Source organism: Microbacterium sp. VKM Ac-2923, assembly GCF_022815605.1.
Lineage (GTDB): Bacteria > Actinomycetota > Actinomycetes > Actinomycetales > Microbacteriaceae > Microbacterium.
On record NZ_JALGRP010000001.1, the window covers coordinates 213,362 to 228,238 of the forward strand.

Sequence of the window (14,877 nt, forward strand, 5' to 3'; positions counted from 1 at the left end):
CAGTTGCCCTGCCGGCCTGACATGGAGGTCGACGGATGCCCGCAGCGATGCCCGCACCCCCGCGGCAGATCCTCTTCGGGGTCGCCTATTACCCCGAGTACCACCAGAGCGAGCGCGTGAACCTCGACCTCGATCTCATGGCCGACGCCGACATCACGGTCATCCGCGTCGGCGAGTCTGTGTGGTCGACCTGGGAGCCCCGGGAGGGCGTGTTCGACCTGGAGTGGTTGGAGCGGGTCCTCGACGCGGCGCACGAGCGCGGTATCGCGGTCATCCTCGGAACCCCCACCTACGCGGTACCGCCGTGGCTGCAGACCGCGCACCCCGAGATCGCGGGCGAGCGCCGCACCGGCGAGAAGATCGCGTGGGGAGCCCGCCAGGAGGTCGACTATTCGCACCCCGCCTTCCGGTACTACGCCGAGCGCGTCATCCGGCGCATCGTCGCCCGCTACGCCGCGCACCCCGCCGTCATCGGCTACCAGGTCGACAACGAACCCGGCCTCGAGCTCCTCCACAACCACGGCGTGTTCACGAAGTTCGTCCGCTGGCTGAAGGAGCGCTACGGCGACGTCGACACCCTCAACCGCGAGTGGGGCCTGACCTACTGGTCGCACCGCATCGCCGACTGGAGCGAGTTGTGGCGCCCCGACGGCAACACGTTCCCGCAGTACGACCTCGCGTGGCGGCGCTTCCAGGCCCTCATCACCACGGACTTCATCTCGTGGCAGGCCAACATCGTGCGCGAGTACGCCCTCGACGACCAGTTCGTCACGACGTGCCTGCAGTACCCGCGTCGGGGAGTCGATGACCGCACGGTCTTCGAGAACCTCGACATCACCTCCGGCAACCCCTATTACGGAATGCAGGATCGCCTAGCCCACGGCAAGGAACTCAGCCAGCTGAACTACTGGACCACGACCGGCGTCGCCGGACTGTTCCGCCAGGCCGATCGCCTGTACTCGTCGAAGCAGGGGCGCTACCTGATCACCGAGACCAACGCGCAGGCCATCGACGCCGCCGAGAGCAATCACCCGCCCTACCCCGGCCAGTTGCGCCAGGCGGCGCTGGCGTTCGTGTCCCGCGGCGCCGCGATGATCGAGTACTGGCACTGGCACACCCTCCCGTACGGCGCCGAGACGTACTGGGGCGGCGTGCTCCCGCACAGCCTCGTCCCCGGCCGCGTTTACCGCGAGGTGGCCGCGATCGGCGCGCAGTTCGCCGCGCTCGGCGATGCGCTGGACGGGTTCGTGCCCGACGCGGATGCCGCCGTGCTCTGGTCGACTCCGAGTCGCTACGCGATGCAGTTCATGCCGCCGTTCTCGCGCGACGGACGCGCCGACGACAAGTCGTACGAGCACATCGTGGACGCGTTCCACCGCGGCATCCTGGATGCCGGCGGGCAATCGCGCATCCTGCACGTCGAGCAGGCGGCCGAGCTCGGTGCGGCCGAACTCGCCGCGCGCTTCCCGGTCCTCGTGGCCGCCGGCGCATACGTGCTCACCGACGCGCAGATCGACGTCCTGCGAGACTACGCGCGCCTCGGCGGGCACCTCGTGCTCGGCCCGCGCACCGCGTACGCCGACCACGAAGCCCGGGCGCGCGTCCAGGTCGCCCCGCCCGGACTCGCCGACGCCGCGGGCGTCAGCTACGAGGAGTTCTCGAACCTCGAGACGGCCCTTCCGGTCTCGCTCGAGGGTGCCGGGTCCGCGGCCTCGGGTCGTCTCTGGGTCGACGGCCTGCGCCCCGACACGGCCGAGGTCGTCGCGCGGTACCACCACCCTCGTTTCGGCGACTTCGCGGCCGTCACGGAGTCGGTGTGGGGGAGCGGACGCATCACGGTCGTCGGCACGGTGCCCGACCCGACGCTCGCCGCCGACCTCGCACGTCGGCTGCTCGCACCCGTCCGGACGCCGTTCGGGGCGGTTCCGGAGGCGGTCACGATCTCATCGGGGGTCGCCGGTTCCGGCCGGAGGTATTGGTTCGTCTTCAACTGGAGCGGGGATGCGGCCGCGTGGTCGATCCCGGCCGACGCCGTCGACGCGGTATCGGGGGAGCGGATCTCCGCGGACACGGAGCTCGCGCTCACCGCCTGGGATGTCCGCGTGTTCACGCAGACCGAGGAAGCGGGCGCCTGATGGCCGTCTTCGACACTCCGTCGCGTCGGCGCGCGTTGCCGACCGGAGGCACGGCGACGTCCGCGCCGCGCCGAGCCAAACGGGACTGGAAGGGCTGGCAGTTCACCGGCCCGTTCGCGGTGGTCTTCGTCCTCGTGTTCATCGCTCCACTGGGGTACGCGCTGTACCTGAGCCTGTTCCAGAACCGCCTGATCGGGGGGAACAGCTTCGTCGGGCTCGAGAACTACGCCACGGCGCTGAGCGATCCGCAGTTCTGGGACGGGTTCCTGCGGGTCGTGATGTTCCTGCTGATCCAGGTGCCGATCATGCTCGTGCTGGCTATGGTCGCCGCCCTCGCGATCGACAGCGCCCGCCTCTACGCCTCCGGCTTCTTCCGCATCGTGGTGTTCCTCCCGTATGCGGTGCCCGCCGTCGTCGCGGTGCTCATCTGGGGCTTCATGTACGGCGACAACTTCGGTCTGACCGCCAACATCAACGACCTGCTGGGCGCGGACGTGCTGCAGCCCTTCGCGGGTACATGGATCCTCGCCTCGATCGGCAACATCGTCACGTGGGAGTTCGTGGGCTACAACATGCTCATCTTCTACTCGGCGCTGAAGACCATTCCCGCAGACCTGTACGAGGCGGCCGAGATCGACGGGGCCCGCGGCTGGCAGGTCATCCGGGCGATCAAACTGCCCGCGGCGCGAGGGGCGATCGTGATCGCCACAATCTTCTCGATCATCGGGAGCTTCCAGCTCTTCAACGAGCCCAACGTGCTCAAGCCGCTGGCGGAGAACGTCATCTCCTCCTCCTTCACCCCCAACATGTACGCCTACAACCTGTCGTTCGCCGGTCAGCAGTACAACTACGCCGCAACCGTCGCGATCATCATGGGCGTCATCACCGCCGCGATCGCGTACGTCGTGCAGCTGCGCGGAACCCGTAAGGAGGACCGCGCATGACCACGGCACTGCGCACCGTCAACCCGAAAGCCCGTCGCCGCACTTCTGTGATGCAGCCGAGGAAGTCGTTCGCCCTCACGATCGTCATGATCCTGTTCCTCATCTACGCGCTCATCCCGCTGGCGTGGCTCGTCATCAACGCGAGCAAGACGCAGGCCGACCTGTTCAGCACGTTCGGGCTCGGATTCGGCAACAGCTTCGCGCTGTGGGACAACATCGTCGCCACCTTCACCTACCGCGACGGGATCTTCGTTCGATGGCTCGGCAACACGCTGCTCTACGTGGTGGTCGGCGCGGGCGGGGCCACGCTGCTGGCGACCCTCGCCGGGTACGGGCTCGCCAAGTACACCTTCCCCGGCAAGCGCGCGTACTTCGCCACGGTCCTGGGCGCCGTCGCCGTGCCGGGCACGGCGCTCGCGGTGCCGACGTTCCTTTTGTTCAGTCAGATGGGCCTGACGAACACGCCGTGGGCGATCATCATCCCGTCCCTGATCACGCCCTTCGGGCTCTACCTCATCTGGGTCTACGCGATCGACTCGGTGCCCACCGAGCTGCTGGAGGCCGCCCGCCTGGACGGTGCCGGCGAGATGCGCACGTTCTTCACGATTTCGATCCGGCTGTTGACCCCCGGCATCGTGACGGTGGCGCTGTTCGCCATCGTGGCGACCTGGAACAACTACTTCCTGCCGCTCATCATGTTGAGCGATCCGGCGTGGTATCCCCTCACCGTGGGGCTCAACCAGTGGAGCGCCCAGGCCTCGGGCGTCTCGGCCCAAGCCATCTACAACCTGGTCATCACCGGGTCGCTGATCACGATCGTGCCGATCGTCGTGATCTTCCTCTTCTTACAGCGCTTCTGGCAGTCCGGCCTGAGCGCTGGGAGCGTCAAGCAGTGACGAGAGCACCGCGCGACGATCGATAACCCGAACTCTCGATCCCGGGGGGACACCCGCCCCCTGCACGAAGAAGTGGAAGGAACGAACTCACATGTTCAACGCAATACAGCGCTCGACCGGGCGCATCGCCGCGACCCTGATCGTCGCCGGTCTCGCGGCGGTCTCGCTGACCGCGTGCGGCGCGTCCGGGAACGGCAACGCCCAGCCCGGCTCGGCCTCGGACCTCGACGCCGCCCTGGAAGCCGGGGGCGAGCTCACCTATTGGACGTGGACGCCGTCGGGCGAGGCCCAGGCAGAGGCCTTCATGAAGGAGTACCCGAACGTCAAGGTCACGGTCGTCAACGCCGGTACCGCGACCGATGAGTACACGAAGCTGCAGAACGCGATCTCCGCGGGAAGCGGTGCACCCGACGTCGCGCAGATCGAGTACTACGCGCTGCAGCAGTTCGCGCTGTCGGACGGCCTCCTCGACCTCGGCGCGTACGGCTTCGGCGACCTCGAGAGCGACTACACGGCCTCCACCTGGGGAGCGGTCAACCTCAACGGTGGCATCTACGGCCTCCCGCAGGACTCCGGTCCCATGGTCATGCTCTACAACAAGGCGGTCTTCGACCAGTTCGGGCTGTCGGTGCCGACGACGTGGAGCGAGTACATCGCTGACGCGCAGAAGCTCACCGCCGCCGACCCGTCGAAGTTCATCACCAACGACGCCGGCGACCCCGGTTTCGCGCAGCCGCTCATCTGGCAGGCCGGTGGACAGCCCTACAAGACCGACGGCAGCTCCGTCACGATCGACCTGCAGGACGCCGGTTCGAAGAAGTGGGCCGACACCTGGAACCAGCTGCTGAAGCCGGGCCTGCTCGCCGACATCCCGACGTGGAGCGACGACTGGTTCCGTGCCCTGGGTGACGGCACGATCTCGACGATCATCACCGGCGCGTGGATGCCCGGCATCCTCGAATCCTCCGTGCCGGACGGCGCCGGTGACTGGCGTGTCGCTCCGCTGCCCAGCTACGACGGATCGCCCGTCACGGCGGAGAACGGCGGAAGCGCGCAGTCGGTGATCAAGCAGTCGAAGAACCCGGCCCTGGCCGCGGCGTTCCTGAAGTGGCTGAACAACTCCGACGCCAGCATCGACGTGTTCCTCGGAACCGGCGGATTCCCCTCCACCACCGCCCAGCTCGAGGACCCCGCGTTCCTCGAGGAAGCGCCGGAGTACTTCGGCGGGCAGCAGATCAACCAGGTGCTCGTCGAGTCGTCGAAGAACGTCGTCCCGGGCTGGGAGTACCTGCCCTACCAGGTGTACGCCAACAGCGTCTTCCCCGACACGGTGGGGCAGGCATACGCCAACCGCTCCGACCTGAACGCCGGCCTCACGGCCTGGCAGGAGAACCTCGTCACCTACGGCCAGAGCCAGGGCTTCGACGTCAACAAGTAACACCACCGGCCCCGCGGGAGCAGCAGCTCCCGCGGGGCCTGCGGCCTTCTCCTATCCCAACGAAGCGAAGTGAGATCCATGAAGACCCCCTCCCTACGTCGGCGCCTCGCCGCCGGCGCCGTCGCCCTCGTGACGGCATCCGTCCTCCTGGCCGGTGGTGCGACCTCGGCCCAGGCCTATAACGCCTCCGGCGACGCCATCGTGACGCTCGGCGATGAGCCCTGTCTCAAGGGCCGTGGCAACTGCATCGTCTACCCGAAGTCGGCGCAGCTGCCGGGCGGGCGCCTGGTCATGGCATTCGAGAAGTCCACGGTGGCCGTCTCCGGCAGCGCAGACGGACAGACCATGCCCGTCTACAAGAGCGACGACGACGGGACCACCTGGCAGTCGCTGTCACAGGTCCCCGCTCCCGCTTACGCCTCGAGCGACCCGAAGTTCGCCCCGTACGTCAGTAACTGGACGAACGGGAGCCTCTTCGTCCTGCCGCAGGACGTCGGGTCTCTGCAAGCCGGCACGCTGCTTCTGTCCAGCGTCGTCTCGGGTGACGACGAGTACTACAAGGAGCGCAAGGCCGCCGACCCGTCGTGGGTTCCCTCGAACGACGGTGACCGTTCGAACGTCGCGATCGCGCTCTACGCGAGCACCGACGAGGGAGCCTCGTGGTCGGTGATCGACATCATCGCCCGCGGTGGATGGCAGGGGGGCAGCGCCGGCAATATCGGCGGGGCGATCTCGGCGATGAACACCACGGCACAGGTCGACCCCGTGTGGGAGCCGCACCTGGAGGTCATCGGGGGCACGCTCGTCGCCTACTACTCCGACGAGAACGACTACCTCGGATTCGACCCGCAGACGGGGGTCGCCCGCATCGACCCCGACAACGCCACCGCGCCCGATTCCCGGGGGCAGATCCTGGTGCACAGGACGTGGACAGGGACCGGTGCGTGGAGCGAGCCCGTCATCGACGTGCCCGGCCTCACCGTCGACAGGGGCAACGGCAAGTCCCAGATCGGCGGCGGACGCCCCGGGATGACGACGATCGCCGAGACCACCGATGGCAAGTGGATGATGACGTTCGAGTACTTCGGCGGCGGCTCGACGGGTCGCTACCAGGTCGCCGACGACCCGCTGCAGTTCTGGCGCCTCGGCACCCCGGGAGGCTCGCCCGTGGGTCAGCTCCCCCTCGCCAACAACTCGCGCCCGTTGTGGGGCGGAGGGAGCCCGGTGCTCCTCGGTCTGCCCGATGGACGGATCATCTTCAACTCCGACGGCAGCGGCAACATCTGGGTCAACGAGTCGGGGCGATCCGACGGCGCGTGGGTCGAGCGTCAGACTCCGCTCGGTTCGGGGTACAGCCGCAATCTGCAGTACGTGAAGGACACGGGCCTGGTCCACATCCTCCAGGCCACGTGGGGCGGTCCCACAAGCGGGTCGGTCATCCGCTCGGCCGATGTCGACCTCGGTCGCTCTGCCGGCCCGTACGCGACGTTGGTCAACAAGAAGACCGGTCAGGTGCTGGGTACGGGGGGTAACACCACCGATGCCAGCATCGGCAACTTCGACCAGCCCGACGTCCGCGTCGAGGACCCGCGCACCGATGCCTCGGCCGCCACCCAGCTGTGGCACGTGCGTCAGGACACCGGCGGCACGGTGACCCTGCTGAACAAGTCGGGGGGTCGCGAGGCGGCCGTCTGGACAGGCAACGCCACCGCAGGGCAGCGACTCGGTTCGTGGGTCGACGATCAGGACGGCGGCCTGTACCGCGTCGTCTCCCGCGCCGACGGATACGTGTCGCTGCAGTCGGCGCAGAACGCGTCTCTTTACGTCAGCGCGCCGACCGCGAACGGCGCGGTGACCCTGCAGTCGGCAGCCTCCGACGGTGCCGATCAGTGGAGGATCGTGGATGCCACCGCCCCGGTGGATCCGTCCGCTTCGGTGTCGTCGTCGGCGCAGACGCGCTGCATCGGCAAGAAGGTCACGCTGATGGTGACCTCGACCAACACCGGCGACGCCACGGTCACCGCGGCCATGTCGAGCTCCTGGGGCTCCAAGTCGGCGACTCTCGCTGCCGGCGCGACCTCGACGGCCGCCTTCGCCACGCGGTCCGCCTCCGTGCCGTCCGGCTCGGCGCAGGTGGTCGTCACGAAGGGCGAGGCGACCGGGACGATCACGGTCCCCTACGCCGCGCGCAGCTGCAGCTGACCGTTGCAACGACGAACGCCCGGCCGGATTACTCGGCCGGGCGTTCGTCGTTCCCGTGCTGTCGTGTCAGGGCGTCAGCAGCGCGCCCGTGTGGGCGGCGGCCTCTTCCGCGCGCTTCTCTTCGTCGTCCTTGCCGCGGCGCTCGTCGGCGGCTTCCTGCAGCGCCGACTTCGCCCGCAGCGGCGGGGTGCGGAAGAACAGCGACAGCACGAACGCGAGCAGCACGACGCCCATCGCCACCCAGTAGACGCTCGTCGCGGACGAGTTGAATCCGACGAGGAAGGGCTTCGTCAGCCGGGCGTCGGCGCCGACGAGGAACGAGGTGTCATCCATCGCCGATCCCCCGATCGAGGTCTCCTCGTCGCCCGATGAGAACCGGTCCGTGAGGTCGGTCGCCACGGTGTCGACGAAGGCGGTGCGGTCGGCGGCGTTCGAGAAGTCCAGACTCACCGCGCCGTCGGCGTCGACACGCGCGACGGGCACCTGCTGCTGGATCTGCGCGGTCGCGGCCGAAATCGCCTGAGCGACGGCGGCTTGCGTGACCTGCGCTTGAGCGGCGGCGGGGATCTGCCCCGCGGCCACCTGCTGCGCCACGGCCTGCGTTGCGGCATCCGTCGCCTGCTGCACACCCTGCTGCACCTGCTGGGTCACGGCATCCGTCGTCTGCTGCACGATCGGGGTATAGATCGACGACATGATCTTCTCGTTGGCGGGCGCCGACGCCGTTGCCGGGTCGAACGCGGCGTCCAGCGCGTCGGTCAGGGTCGCGCGGTCGGCGAACGAACCGATGATGTTCGAGGGCATGAGCGTGAACAGCAGCGACAGCAGCACCGCGGTGCCGAGCGTTCCACCGATCTGGCGGAAGAAGGTCGAGCCGCTGGTGGCAACCCCCATGTCGCGCACGCCGACGGAGTTCTGGCTGGCGATCGTGAGCGTCTGCATGAGCTGGCCGAGGCCGAGACCGATGACGAGCATCGCGATGGCGACGTGCCAGTACGGACTGTCGTACTTCAGGAACGTCAGCAGGAAGAAGCCGATCGACATCAACAGCGTGCCGAGGATGGGGAACATGCGGTAGCGACCGGTGCGCGCGATGAGCTGACCGCTCGCGATGGCCGCGATCATGAGCCCCAGGATCATCGGGAGCATCTCGAACCCGCTCTGCGTGGGAGACGAACCGAGCACGAGCTGCAGGTACAGCGGCAGGGTGAGCATCGCGCCGAACATGCCGAAGCCGACGAGCACACCGATGATGGTCGCCATCGAGAAGGTGGGGGAGCGGAAGAGCTTGAGCGGGATGAGCGCGTCATCCTTCATCTTCGTTTCCGCGATGACGAAGGCCAGGATGCCGAGGGCTCCGACGACGTAGCAGGCGAGGGCGATGGGCGATCCCCAGCCCCACTCGCGGCCCTGCTCGGCGACGAGGAGCAGTGGGACGAGCGCGACGATCACCGTCGTGGCACCCCACCAGTCGATGCGCACCGAGTGGCGCGGCTGCTTCGGGATGTGGAGGAACCGCCACACGATCGCCAGCGCCACGATGCCGATCGGCACATTGATGAGGAAGACCCAGCGCCAGCCGGTGATGAACAGGATTTCGTTCGCGCCGGCGAACAGACCGCCCACGAGCGGGCCGATGACGCTGGAGATGCCGAAGACGGCGAGGAAGTAGCCCTGGTATTTGGCGCGCTCACGCGGGGCGAGGATGTCGCCCATGATGGCGAGCGGCATCGACATCAGGCCGCCGGCGCCCAGGCCCTGGATCGCGCGGAAGGCAGCGAGTTCGACCATCGAGGTCGAGAAGCTCGCGAGCACCGAACCGATGATGAAGATCACGATGGCGATCAGGAAGAGCGGGCGCCGACCGAAGATGTCGGAGAGCTTGCCGTAGATGGGCGTCGAGATCGTCGACACGATCAGGTAGGCCGTGGTGACCCACGCCTGCAGGCTGAGGCCCTGCAGGTCGTCGCCGATCGTGCGGATCGAGGTGCCGACCACGGTCTGGTCGAGGGCGGACAGGAACATGCCGGCCATGAGGCCGAAGATCACGAACATGATCATGCGGTGCGTCATGACCGTGTCGGTGGTGCCGGTGCGCGCGCGTCGGCTCTGGGTGATGTCTGACATCGGGTCCTCTTCACGAGAAGGCCTGGCGGACGGCAGGGAAGGCTCGGTCGGGCGCCAGGTGTTTGCTGAAAGTCAAACAAATAGTAGCGCTGTCCGGCGGCGCAAGAAACCACCCCGGCGTCGGGGTCTCTTCGCGCGTCGCTCGAGAGCAGGGGGTCGTTCGAGAACAGGATCTGCCTGCCGTCAGCGTCCTGTGCTCGCGCTGTCGCCTGTGCTCGCGTGGCGGCCTCGAATTGCGGCCCGCGTGGAGCGTCTCCGCAGGCGTCGCCTGGGGGAGGGGCGGGGGATGCCGAGCAGGCGGGGCGCGGGGCGGGAGGAATGCCGACGCAGAGCAGCATGCGGAGACGAAGAAGACCCCGTGGGCAGGAGCCTCACGAACTCAACCCTCGCCAGGGCAAAGCAAAACCCCCGCGGATAGAAGCTCCGCGAGGGTTTCTGGGGTGACGTAATGATCACCCGTGTGGCTCCGACGGGCGTCGATCCCGTGACCTCACGATTTTCAGTCGTGCGCTCTACCAACTGAGCTACAGAGCCGAGCGGCATGTCTGCCGCTTCCTAAACGAAAGGCCTTCTCGAAAGAAGGCCCGTCGCCATGGAGCGACCCTGACGGGACTTGAACCCGCGACCTCCGCCGTGACAGGGCGGCACGCTAACCAACTGCGCTACAGGGCCATGCGTATTCAATTATCCACCGGAAAGTGACCCCAACGGGATTCGAACCCGTGCTGCCGCCGTGAAAGGGCGGTGTCCTAGGCCGCTAAACGATGGGGCCCGATGAGGCTGAATCCTTGCGTTTTCAATCTCGCTTGCCGACGACCGAGCCTACTTCACATCTTTCGAGATTGCCAATCGGGGGCGTGGCGCTGCGACGTCCGCGCGTGTCGCGGGGCCAGAATCGGAAGGTGGCCGGGGAACTCGCCCTGTTGTGTCTGTGACTCGTGTTGCTACTGTGGGCCGAGTTGCGACCGGTGAGATGAGGTATTCCCGTGACGCTCGAGCGCCCCGAACCCCCCGAAGATTGCGGCTGCGCGCCCTCGGCGAGTGAGCAGCGGCGCCTGTGGACCGCGTTCGACCGCCGCAGCGCCCTCAAGATCGGCGCCTTCGGCGCCGTCGCCCTCGGAGCTTTCGGCTCCGTGGCATCCGGTTTCTCGACCCCCGCTCTGGCGGCCGACTATCCGTCGTGGGCCGATGTCGAGGCCGCGCGCGCGAACGAGTCCGCCAAGGCGGCGGAGATCACCCGCATCCAGGGGCTCATCCAGGGGCTGCAGTCCGAGGTCGAGCGCACGCAGGCCGAGGTGCGGGCGCGCTCCGACGAGTACTTCGCCGCGCAGCAGGCTTATCAGGACGCCGACTACCGCGCGCAGTTGCTGCGCCAGCAGGCCGACGCCGAGGCGAACCGCGCGACCGATGCCGCCAACAAGGCCGGCAAGGTCGCCGCCCAGCTCTACCGTTCCGGCGGCGACGACACCTCGCTCGACCTCTTCTTCTCGGGCTCCGCGGCATCGGCAGACGACCTGCTCGCCAAGCTCGGCACGATGGACAAGCTCCTCGAGCGCAACCGCTCGGTGTACGCCGCGGCGGTGGCCGCCCGTGACAACGCGAAGAACCTCAGCGCCCAGGCCGACGACGCCACGGCCGAGCGCGAGCGCCTGCGTCTGATCGCCGAAGAGAAGATGGCGGCGGCGCAGCAGGCCGCCCAGGCGGCGCAGGAGGCCCTCGCGGCCCAGCAGGCCAACCAGTCCGTCCTCGAGGCGCAGCTCGCCGCCCTGCAGGACACCACGGCAAAGACGGTCGCCGACTACCAGGCCGGCGTCGAAGCCGAACGAAAGGCCCGTGAAGAGCGGGAGCGTCGTGCCCGCGAAGAGGCCGCGGCCCGCGACGCCGAAGAGCGCGCGCGTCGTGAGCGGGAGGCCGCTGCGCGGCAGAACAGCGGCGGCGGGAGCAGCGGTGGGGGCGGCAGCAGCAGCGGCGGCGGCGAGAGCAGTGGCAGCAGTAGCGGCGGCGGCGGGAACGTCAGCGGCGGCGGCTGGGCACGGCCCTCGTCGGCCTACACCTCGTCGGGCTACGGCCCCCGGTCCAGCCAGTGCAACGGCAGCTACTGCGCGAGCTCGTGGCACCTCGGACTCGACTTCGGCGCGAGCTGCTGGTCGCCCATTTACGCCGCGTCCGCCGGGCGCGTGACGTACGCCGGATACAATGGCGGGTTCGGCAACTACATCCGCATCGCCCACGACGACGGCTCGGGCACCGGCTACGGCCACATCGTCGACGGCGGCATCTACGTGTCGAACGGCCAGCGGGTCTCGGCGGGCGAGCAGATCGCCGCGACCGGCCAGACCGGCAACTCGTTCGGCTGCCACCTGCACTTCGAGGTCTACCCCCCGTGGGGCGGAACCACCGATCCCGCGCCCTGGTTGCGAGACCGCGGCGTCGACGTCTGAGACGACGCACGAGAAAACCCCCGGTCGAACCGACCGGGGGTTTCTTCGTGCGCGGTGCGTCAGAGCGTGTTGGGCGCCTCGCCGGAACCCTGCGTCTTCGTCTGGGCGTCGTGCTCGTCGAAGCGCGTGAACGCCTCGCCCACGAGACGCTCGGCCTCGGCGACATCCGCCCAGTCGTCGACCTTGACCCACTTGTTGGGCTCGAGGTCCTTGTAGTGCTCGAAGAAGTGGGTGATCTCCTTCTTCGTCCACTCGTCGATGTCGGCGACGTCCTGGATGTGGTCCCAGCGCGGGTCCTTGGCGAGCACGGCCACGACCTTGTCGTCGCCGCCGGCCTCATCGCTCATCTTCAGCACGCCGACGGGGCGCACCTTGGCGAGGATGCCGGGGTGCAGCTCGCGGTCGAGCAGCACGAGCACGTCGAGCGGGTCGCCGTCTTCGCCGAGGGTGTTCTCGAAGAATCCGTAGTTGGCGGGGTAGCCGAACACCGTGTACAGGATGCGGTCGAGGTAGACACGGCCGGTGCCGTGGTCGACCTCGTACTTCACGCGGCTGCCGCGGGGGATCTCGATGACGGCGTCGTATGCGCCCATACTCGTGCTCCTTCAAGTCTGTGGATTTCCGCGCCCAGCCTATCCGGGAGCCCGCCGGGCCCTCGCACGTGCCCACAGCGCGACACAACGCAGGAGATTCGGGGCATGCCGCCGCGCCCGCGGTGCCACAGCTCGGCGGGTGCGCGGATCTCCTGCGTTGTGTCCGCTCGGGGCGGGGCGTTGCCGCCTCGGCCGTCCGGGGACAGTCGGGCCTGGTTCGCGGGGCGGGGGCCGGGGCGGCACAGCGGTAGCGGGGCGCATACCGTGGAGGCATGGATCACCGCCCCGGACTCGACCCGTCCGTCGCCGAGGTACGCCGCGCCGTGAGGGCGGCGCTCGACACCACCGACGGGCCCGTCGTCATCGCCCTCTCGGGCGGCGCTGATTCGCTCGCCCTCGCGGCGGCGACCGCATTCGAGGCCGCGAGGCGCGGCATCCACGTCGAAGCGGTCGTCATCGACCACGGACTGCAGGAGGGGTCGGATGCCACCGCCGCGGACGCCGCGGCGAAGGCTGTCGCGCTGGGGCTTACGGCCCGGGTCGTCCCGGTCGAGGTCGGCGCGGACGACGGTCCCGAGGCCGCGGCGCGACGCGCCCGCTACGACGCGCTCGCCCGTGCGGCGGCCGACATCGGTGCTGACACGGTGCTGCTCGGGCACACCCTCGACGACCAGGCCGAGACGGTGCTGCTCGGCCTCGCGCGCGGATCGGGCGGGCTGAGCCTGGCCGGCATGCCCGCAGAGCGACGGGATGCCACCGGGCCACGGTGGGCGCGTCCGCTGCTCGGCATCCGTCGACGAACGACCGTGTCGGCCTGCCGTGCGGAGGGGCTCGAGCCGTGGTCCGACCCGCACAACGTCGATCCCGCCTACGCCCGCGTGCGCGTGCGTGAGCGCGTGATGCCCGTGCTCGAAACCGAGCTCGGCCCGGGGGTCGCCGAGGCACTGGCGCGGACCGCGGAGCAGCTGCGGGAGGACGCCGAAGCGTTCCAGGACATGATCGACGAGACGATCGAAGACATCGTCGAGCACGCCGAGGCCGGCATCTCGATCTCGATCGCCGCCCTCGCGGCCAACCCGGCGGCACTGCGAAACCGCGTTATCCGCTACGTCGTCGAAAGCGAGTTCGGCGTCTCGCTGACGCGTGCGCAGACGCTCGAGGTCGCCCGGCTCGCCGTCGACTGGCGGGGGCAGGGCCCGATCGACTTGCCGTCGTGCGTGGCTCGTCGGGTGGGCGCACGTATCGAGATCGTGGCGCGCGCGACCGCCTGAACCCGCCGCGTTCAAAGGATGCTGGCGGACGGCCGCCACAGCAGCCGGAAAGCAGCGGCGACGTCGGGGTTCTGAGCCGTGCGGCATCCGGGATCAGGCGGCATCCCGAAGCGCGCGACGTAGACTCGACGGATGCGCGCGGCCGACATCTCCGACGACATCAGCGAAGTCCTCCTCACCGAGGAGCAGATCCACGAAAAGCTCGCCGAACTGGCGACGCAGGTCGTCACCGACTACGAGGGCCGAGAGGTCGTCCTTGTCGGCGTGCTCAAGGGCGCCGTCATGGTGATGGCCGATTTCGCGCGGCACCTCCCCGTGCACGTGTCGATGGACTGGATGGCGGTGTCGTCGTACGGCGCGAGTACCCGCTCCAGCGGAGTGGTGCAGATCCGCAAAGATCTCGACACCGACATCACCGGCAAGCATGTGCTCATCGTCGAGGACATCATCGACTCGGGTCTCACCCTCAGCTGGCTGCTCGAGAACTTCGCCTCGCGCGGGGCCGAGTCGGTCGAGGTGCTCGCGCTGCTGCGCAAGCCCGATGCCATGAAGGTGCAGGTCGACTGCCGGTACGTGGGCTTCGACATCCCGAACGACTTCGTGATCGGCTACGGGCTCGACTATGCCGAGCGCTACCGCAACCTCCGCGACGTCGCGGTGCTCGCGCCCCACGTCTACTCCTGACCCAGCGGTCTCTGCGAGGCGCGGATGCCGCGGCATCCGTGCCCTGTACGCCTGAAACGAACGCACAGGCCCGGCATAGTCGCCACACGTTAGCCTGATGCGACCGCATTTCTGCGGAGGATCACGAAAGGGCCGGGATAGCCCAC

Annotated in this window: 10 protein-coding genes and 3 tRNA genes; 8 read left to right on the forward strand and 5 right to left on the reverse strand. The window is 68.5% G+C overall.

Going from position 1 to position 14,877, the window contains the following annotated elements; all coding sequences use genetic code 11:
* Positions 1 to 35 precede the first annotated feature (35 nt).
* The 5 genes from MT347_RS00925 (at position 36) to MT347_RS00945 (ending at position 7,615) form a co-directional block, all read left to right on the forward strand.
* Positions 36 to 2,135, forward strand: coding sequence for a beta-galactosidase (locus MT347_RS00925; RefSeq protein WP_243497205.1), 2,100 nt, complete (start codon positions 36 to 38; stop codon positions 2,133 to 2,135).
* Complete coding sequence (locus MT347_RS00930; protein ID WP_243497206.1) at positions 2,135 to 3,079, forward strand: carbohydrate ABC transporter permease; 945 nt, start codon at positions 2,135 to 2,137, stop codon at positions 3,077 to 3,079. Before MT347_RS00925 ends, MT347_RS00930 begins: the two co-directional genes overlap by 1 nt.
* Positions 3,080 to 3,129: 50 nt before the next feature.
* Positions 3,130 to 3,975, forward strand: a complete 846-nt coding sequence (locus MT347_RS00935) for a carbohydrate ABC transporter permease (protein ID WP_243497985.1) — start codon at positions 3,130 to 3,132, stop codon at positions 3,973 to 3,975.
* Positions 3,976 to 4,066: 91 nt separating this feature from the next.
* Entirely contained in the window at positions 4,067 to 5,413 is a 1,347-nt protein-coding gene (locus tag MT347_RS00940; RefSeq protein ID WP_243497207.1) for an ABC transporter substrate-binding protein, read from the forward strand.
* A 78-nt stretch (positions 5,414 to 5,491) separates the two neighbouring features.
* Positions 5,492 to 7,615, forward strand: coding sequence for an RICIN domain-containing protein (locus tag MT347_RS00945; RefSeq protein ID WP_243497208.1), 2,124 nt, complete (start codon positions 5,492 to 5,494; stop codon positions 7,613 to 7,615).
* 66 nt (positions 7,616 to 7,681) lie between these two features.
* On the opposite strand, the gene MT347_RS00950 is transcribed toward MT347_RS00945, so the two are convergent.
* The 4 genes from MT347_RS00950 to MT347_RS00965 all read right to left on the reverse strand — a co-directional run bounded on the left by MT347_RS00950 (position 7,682) and on the right by MT347_RS00965 (position 10,514).
* Positions 7,682 to 9,742 carry an MDR family MFS transporter gene (locus tag MT347_RS00950; protein ID WP_243497209.1) on the reverse strand — a complete coding sequence of 687 codons (2,061 nt, stop codon included), beginning with the start codon at positions 9,740 to 9,742 and terminating at the stop codon, positions 7,682 to 7,684.
* Positions 9,743 to 10,203: 461 nt separating this feature from the next.
* Positions 10,204 to 10,276, reverse strand: a tRNA-Phe gene (locus MT347_RS00955).
* A 64-nt stretch (positions 10,277 to 10,340) separates the two neighbouring features.
* Positions 10,341 to 10,414 (reverse strand) — tRNA-Asp (locus MT347_RS00960).
* 27 nt (positions 10,415 to 10,441) lie between these two features.
* A tRNA-Glu gene (locus MT347_RS00965) sits at positions 10,442 to 10,514 on the reverse strand.
* 214 nt (positions 10,515 to 10,728) lie between these two features.
* Between MT347_RS00965 and MT347_RS00970 the strand changes: the two genes are divergently transcribed.
* Complete coding sequence (locus tag MT347_RS00970) at positions 10,729 to 12,183, forward strand: M23 family metallopeptidase (RefSeq protein WP_243497210.1); 1,455 nt, start codon at positions 10,729 to 10,731, stop codon at positions 12,181 to 12,183.
* Positions 12,184 to 12,242: 59 nt separating this feature from the next.
* On the opposite strand, the gene MT347_RS00975 is transcribed toward MT347_RS00970, so the two are convergent.
* The gene (locus tag MT347_RS00975; protein ID WP_243497211.1) at positions 12,243 to 12,776 is read right to left on the reverse strand and encodes an inorganic diphosphatase; all 534 of its coding nucleotides are present in this window, start codon (positions 12,774 to 12,776) and stop codon (positions 12,243 to 12,245) included.
* 272 nt (positions 12,777 to 13,048) lie between these two features.
* Between MT347_RS00975 and tilS the strand changes: the two genes are divergently transcribed.
* Positions 13,049 to 14,047: a tRNA lysidine(34) synthetase TilS gene (gene tilS, locus MT347_RS00980; protein WP_243497212.1), complete on the forward strand. Its 999-nt coding sequence runs from the start codon at positions 13,049 to 13,051 to the stop codon at positions 14,045 to 14,047.
* 132 nt (positions 14,048 to 14,179) lie between these two features.
* Positions 14,180 to 14,731, forward strand: a complete 552-nt coding sequence (gene hpt / locus MT347_RS00985; protein WP_243497213.1) for a hypoxanthine phosphoribosyltransferase — start codon at positions 14,180 to 14,182, stop codon at positions 14,729 to 14,731.
* Positions 14,732 to 14,877 lie beyond the last annotated feature (146 nt).

Excerpts from the sequence above, each read along its gene's own strand:
- hpt (WP_243497213.1), top strand. The coding sequence starts at position 14,180 with ATGCGCGCGGCCGACATCTCCGACGACATCAGCGAAGTCCTCCTCACC.
- MT347_RS00945 (WP_243497208.1), top strand. The coding sequence starts at position 5,492 with ATGAAGACCCCCTCCCTACGTCGGCGCCTCGCCGCCGGCGCCGTCGCC.
- MT347_RS00930 (WP_243497206.1), top strand. The coding sequence starts at position 2,135 with ATGGCCGTCTTCGACACTCCGTCGCGTCGGCGCGCGTTGCCGACCGGA.
- MT347_RS00925 (WP_243497205.1), top strand. The coding sequence starts at position 36 with ATGCCCGCAGCGATGCCCGCACCCCCGCGGCAGATCCTCTTCGGGGTC.
- MT347_RS00975 (WP_243497211.1), bottom strand. The coding sequence starts at position 12,776 with ATGGGCGCATACGACGCCGTCATCGAGATCCCCCGCGGCAGCCGCGTG.
- MT347_RS00950 (WP_243497209.1), bottom strand. The coding sequence starts at position 9,742 with ATGTCAGACATCACCCAGAGCCGACGCGCGCGCACCGGCACCACCGAC.
- MT347_RS00935 (WP_243497985.1), top strand. The coding sequence starts at position 3,130 with ATGCAGCCGAGGAAGTCGTTCGCCCTCACGATCGTCATGATCCTGTTC.
- MT347_RS00940 (WP_243497207.1), top strand. The coding sequence starts at position 4,067 with ATGTTCAACGCAATACAGCGCTCGACCGGGCGCATCGCCGCGACCCTG.
- tilS (WP_243497212.1), top strand. The coding sequence starts at position 13,049 with ATGGATCACCGCCCCGGACTCGACCCGTCCGTCGCCGAGGTACGCCGC.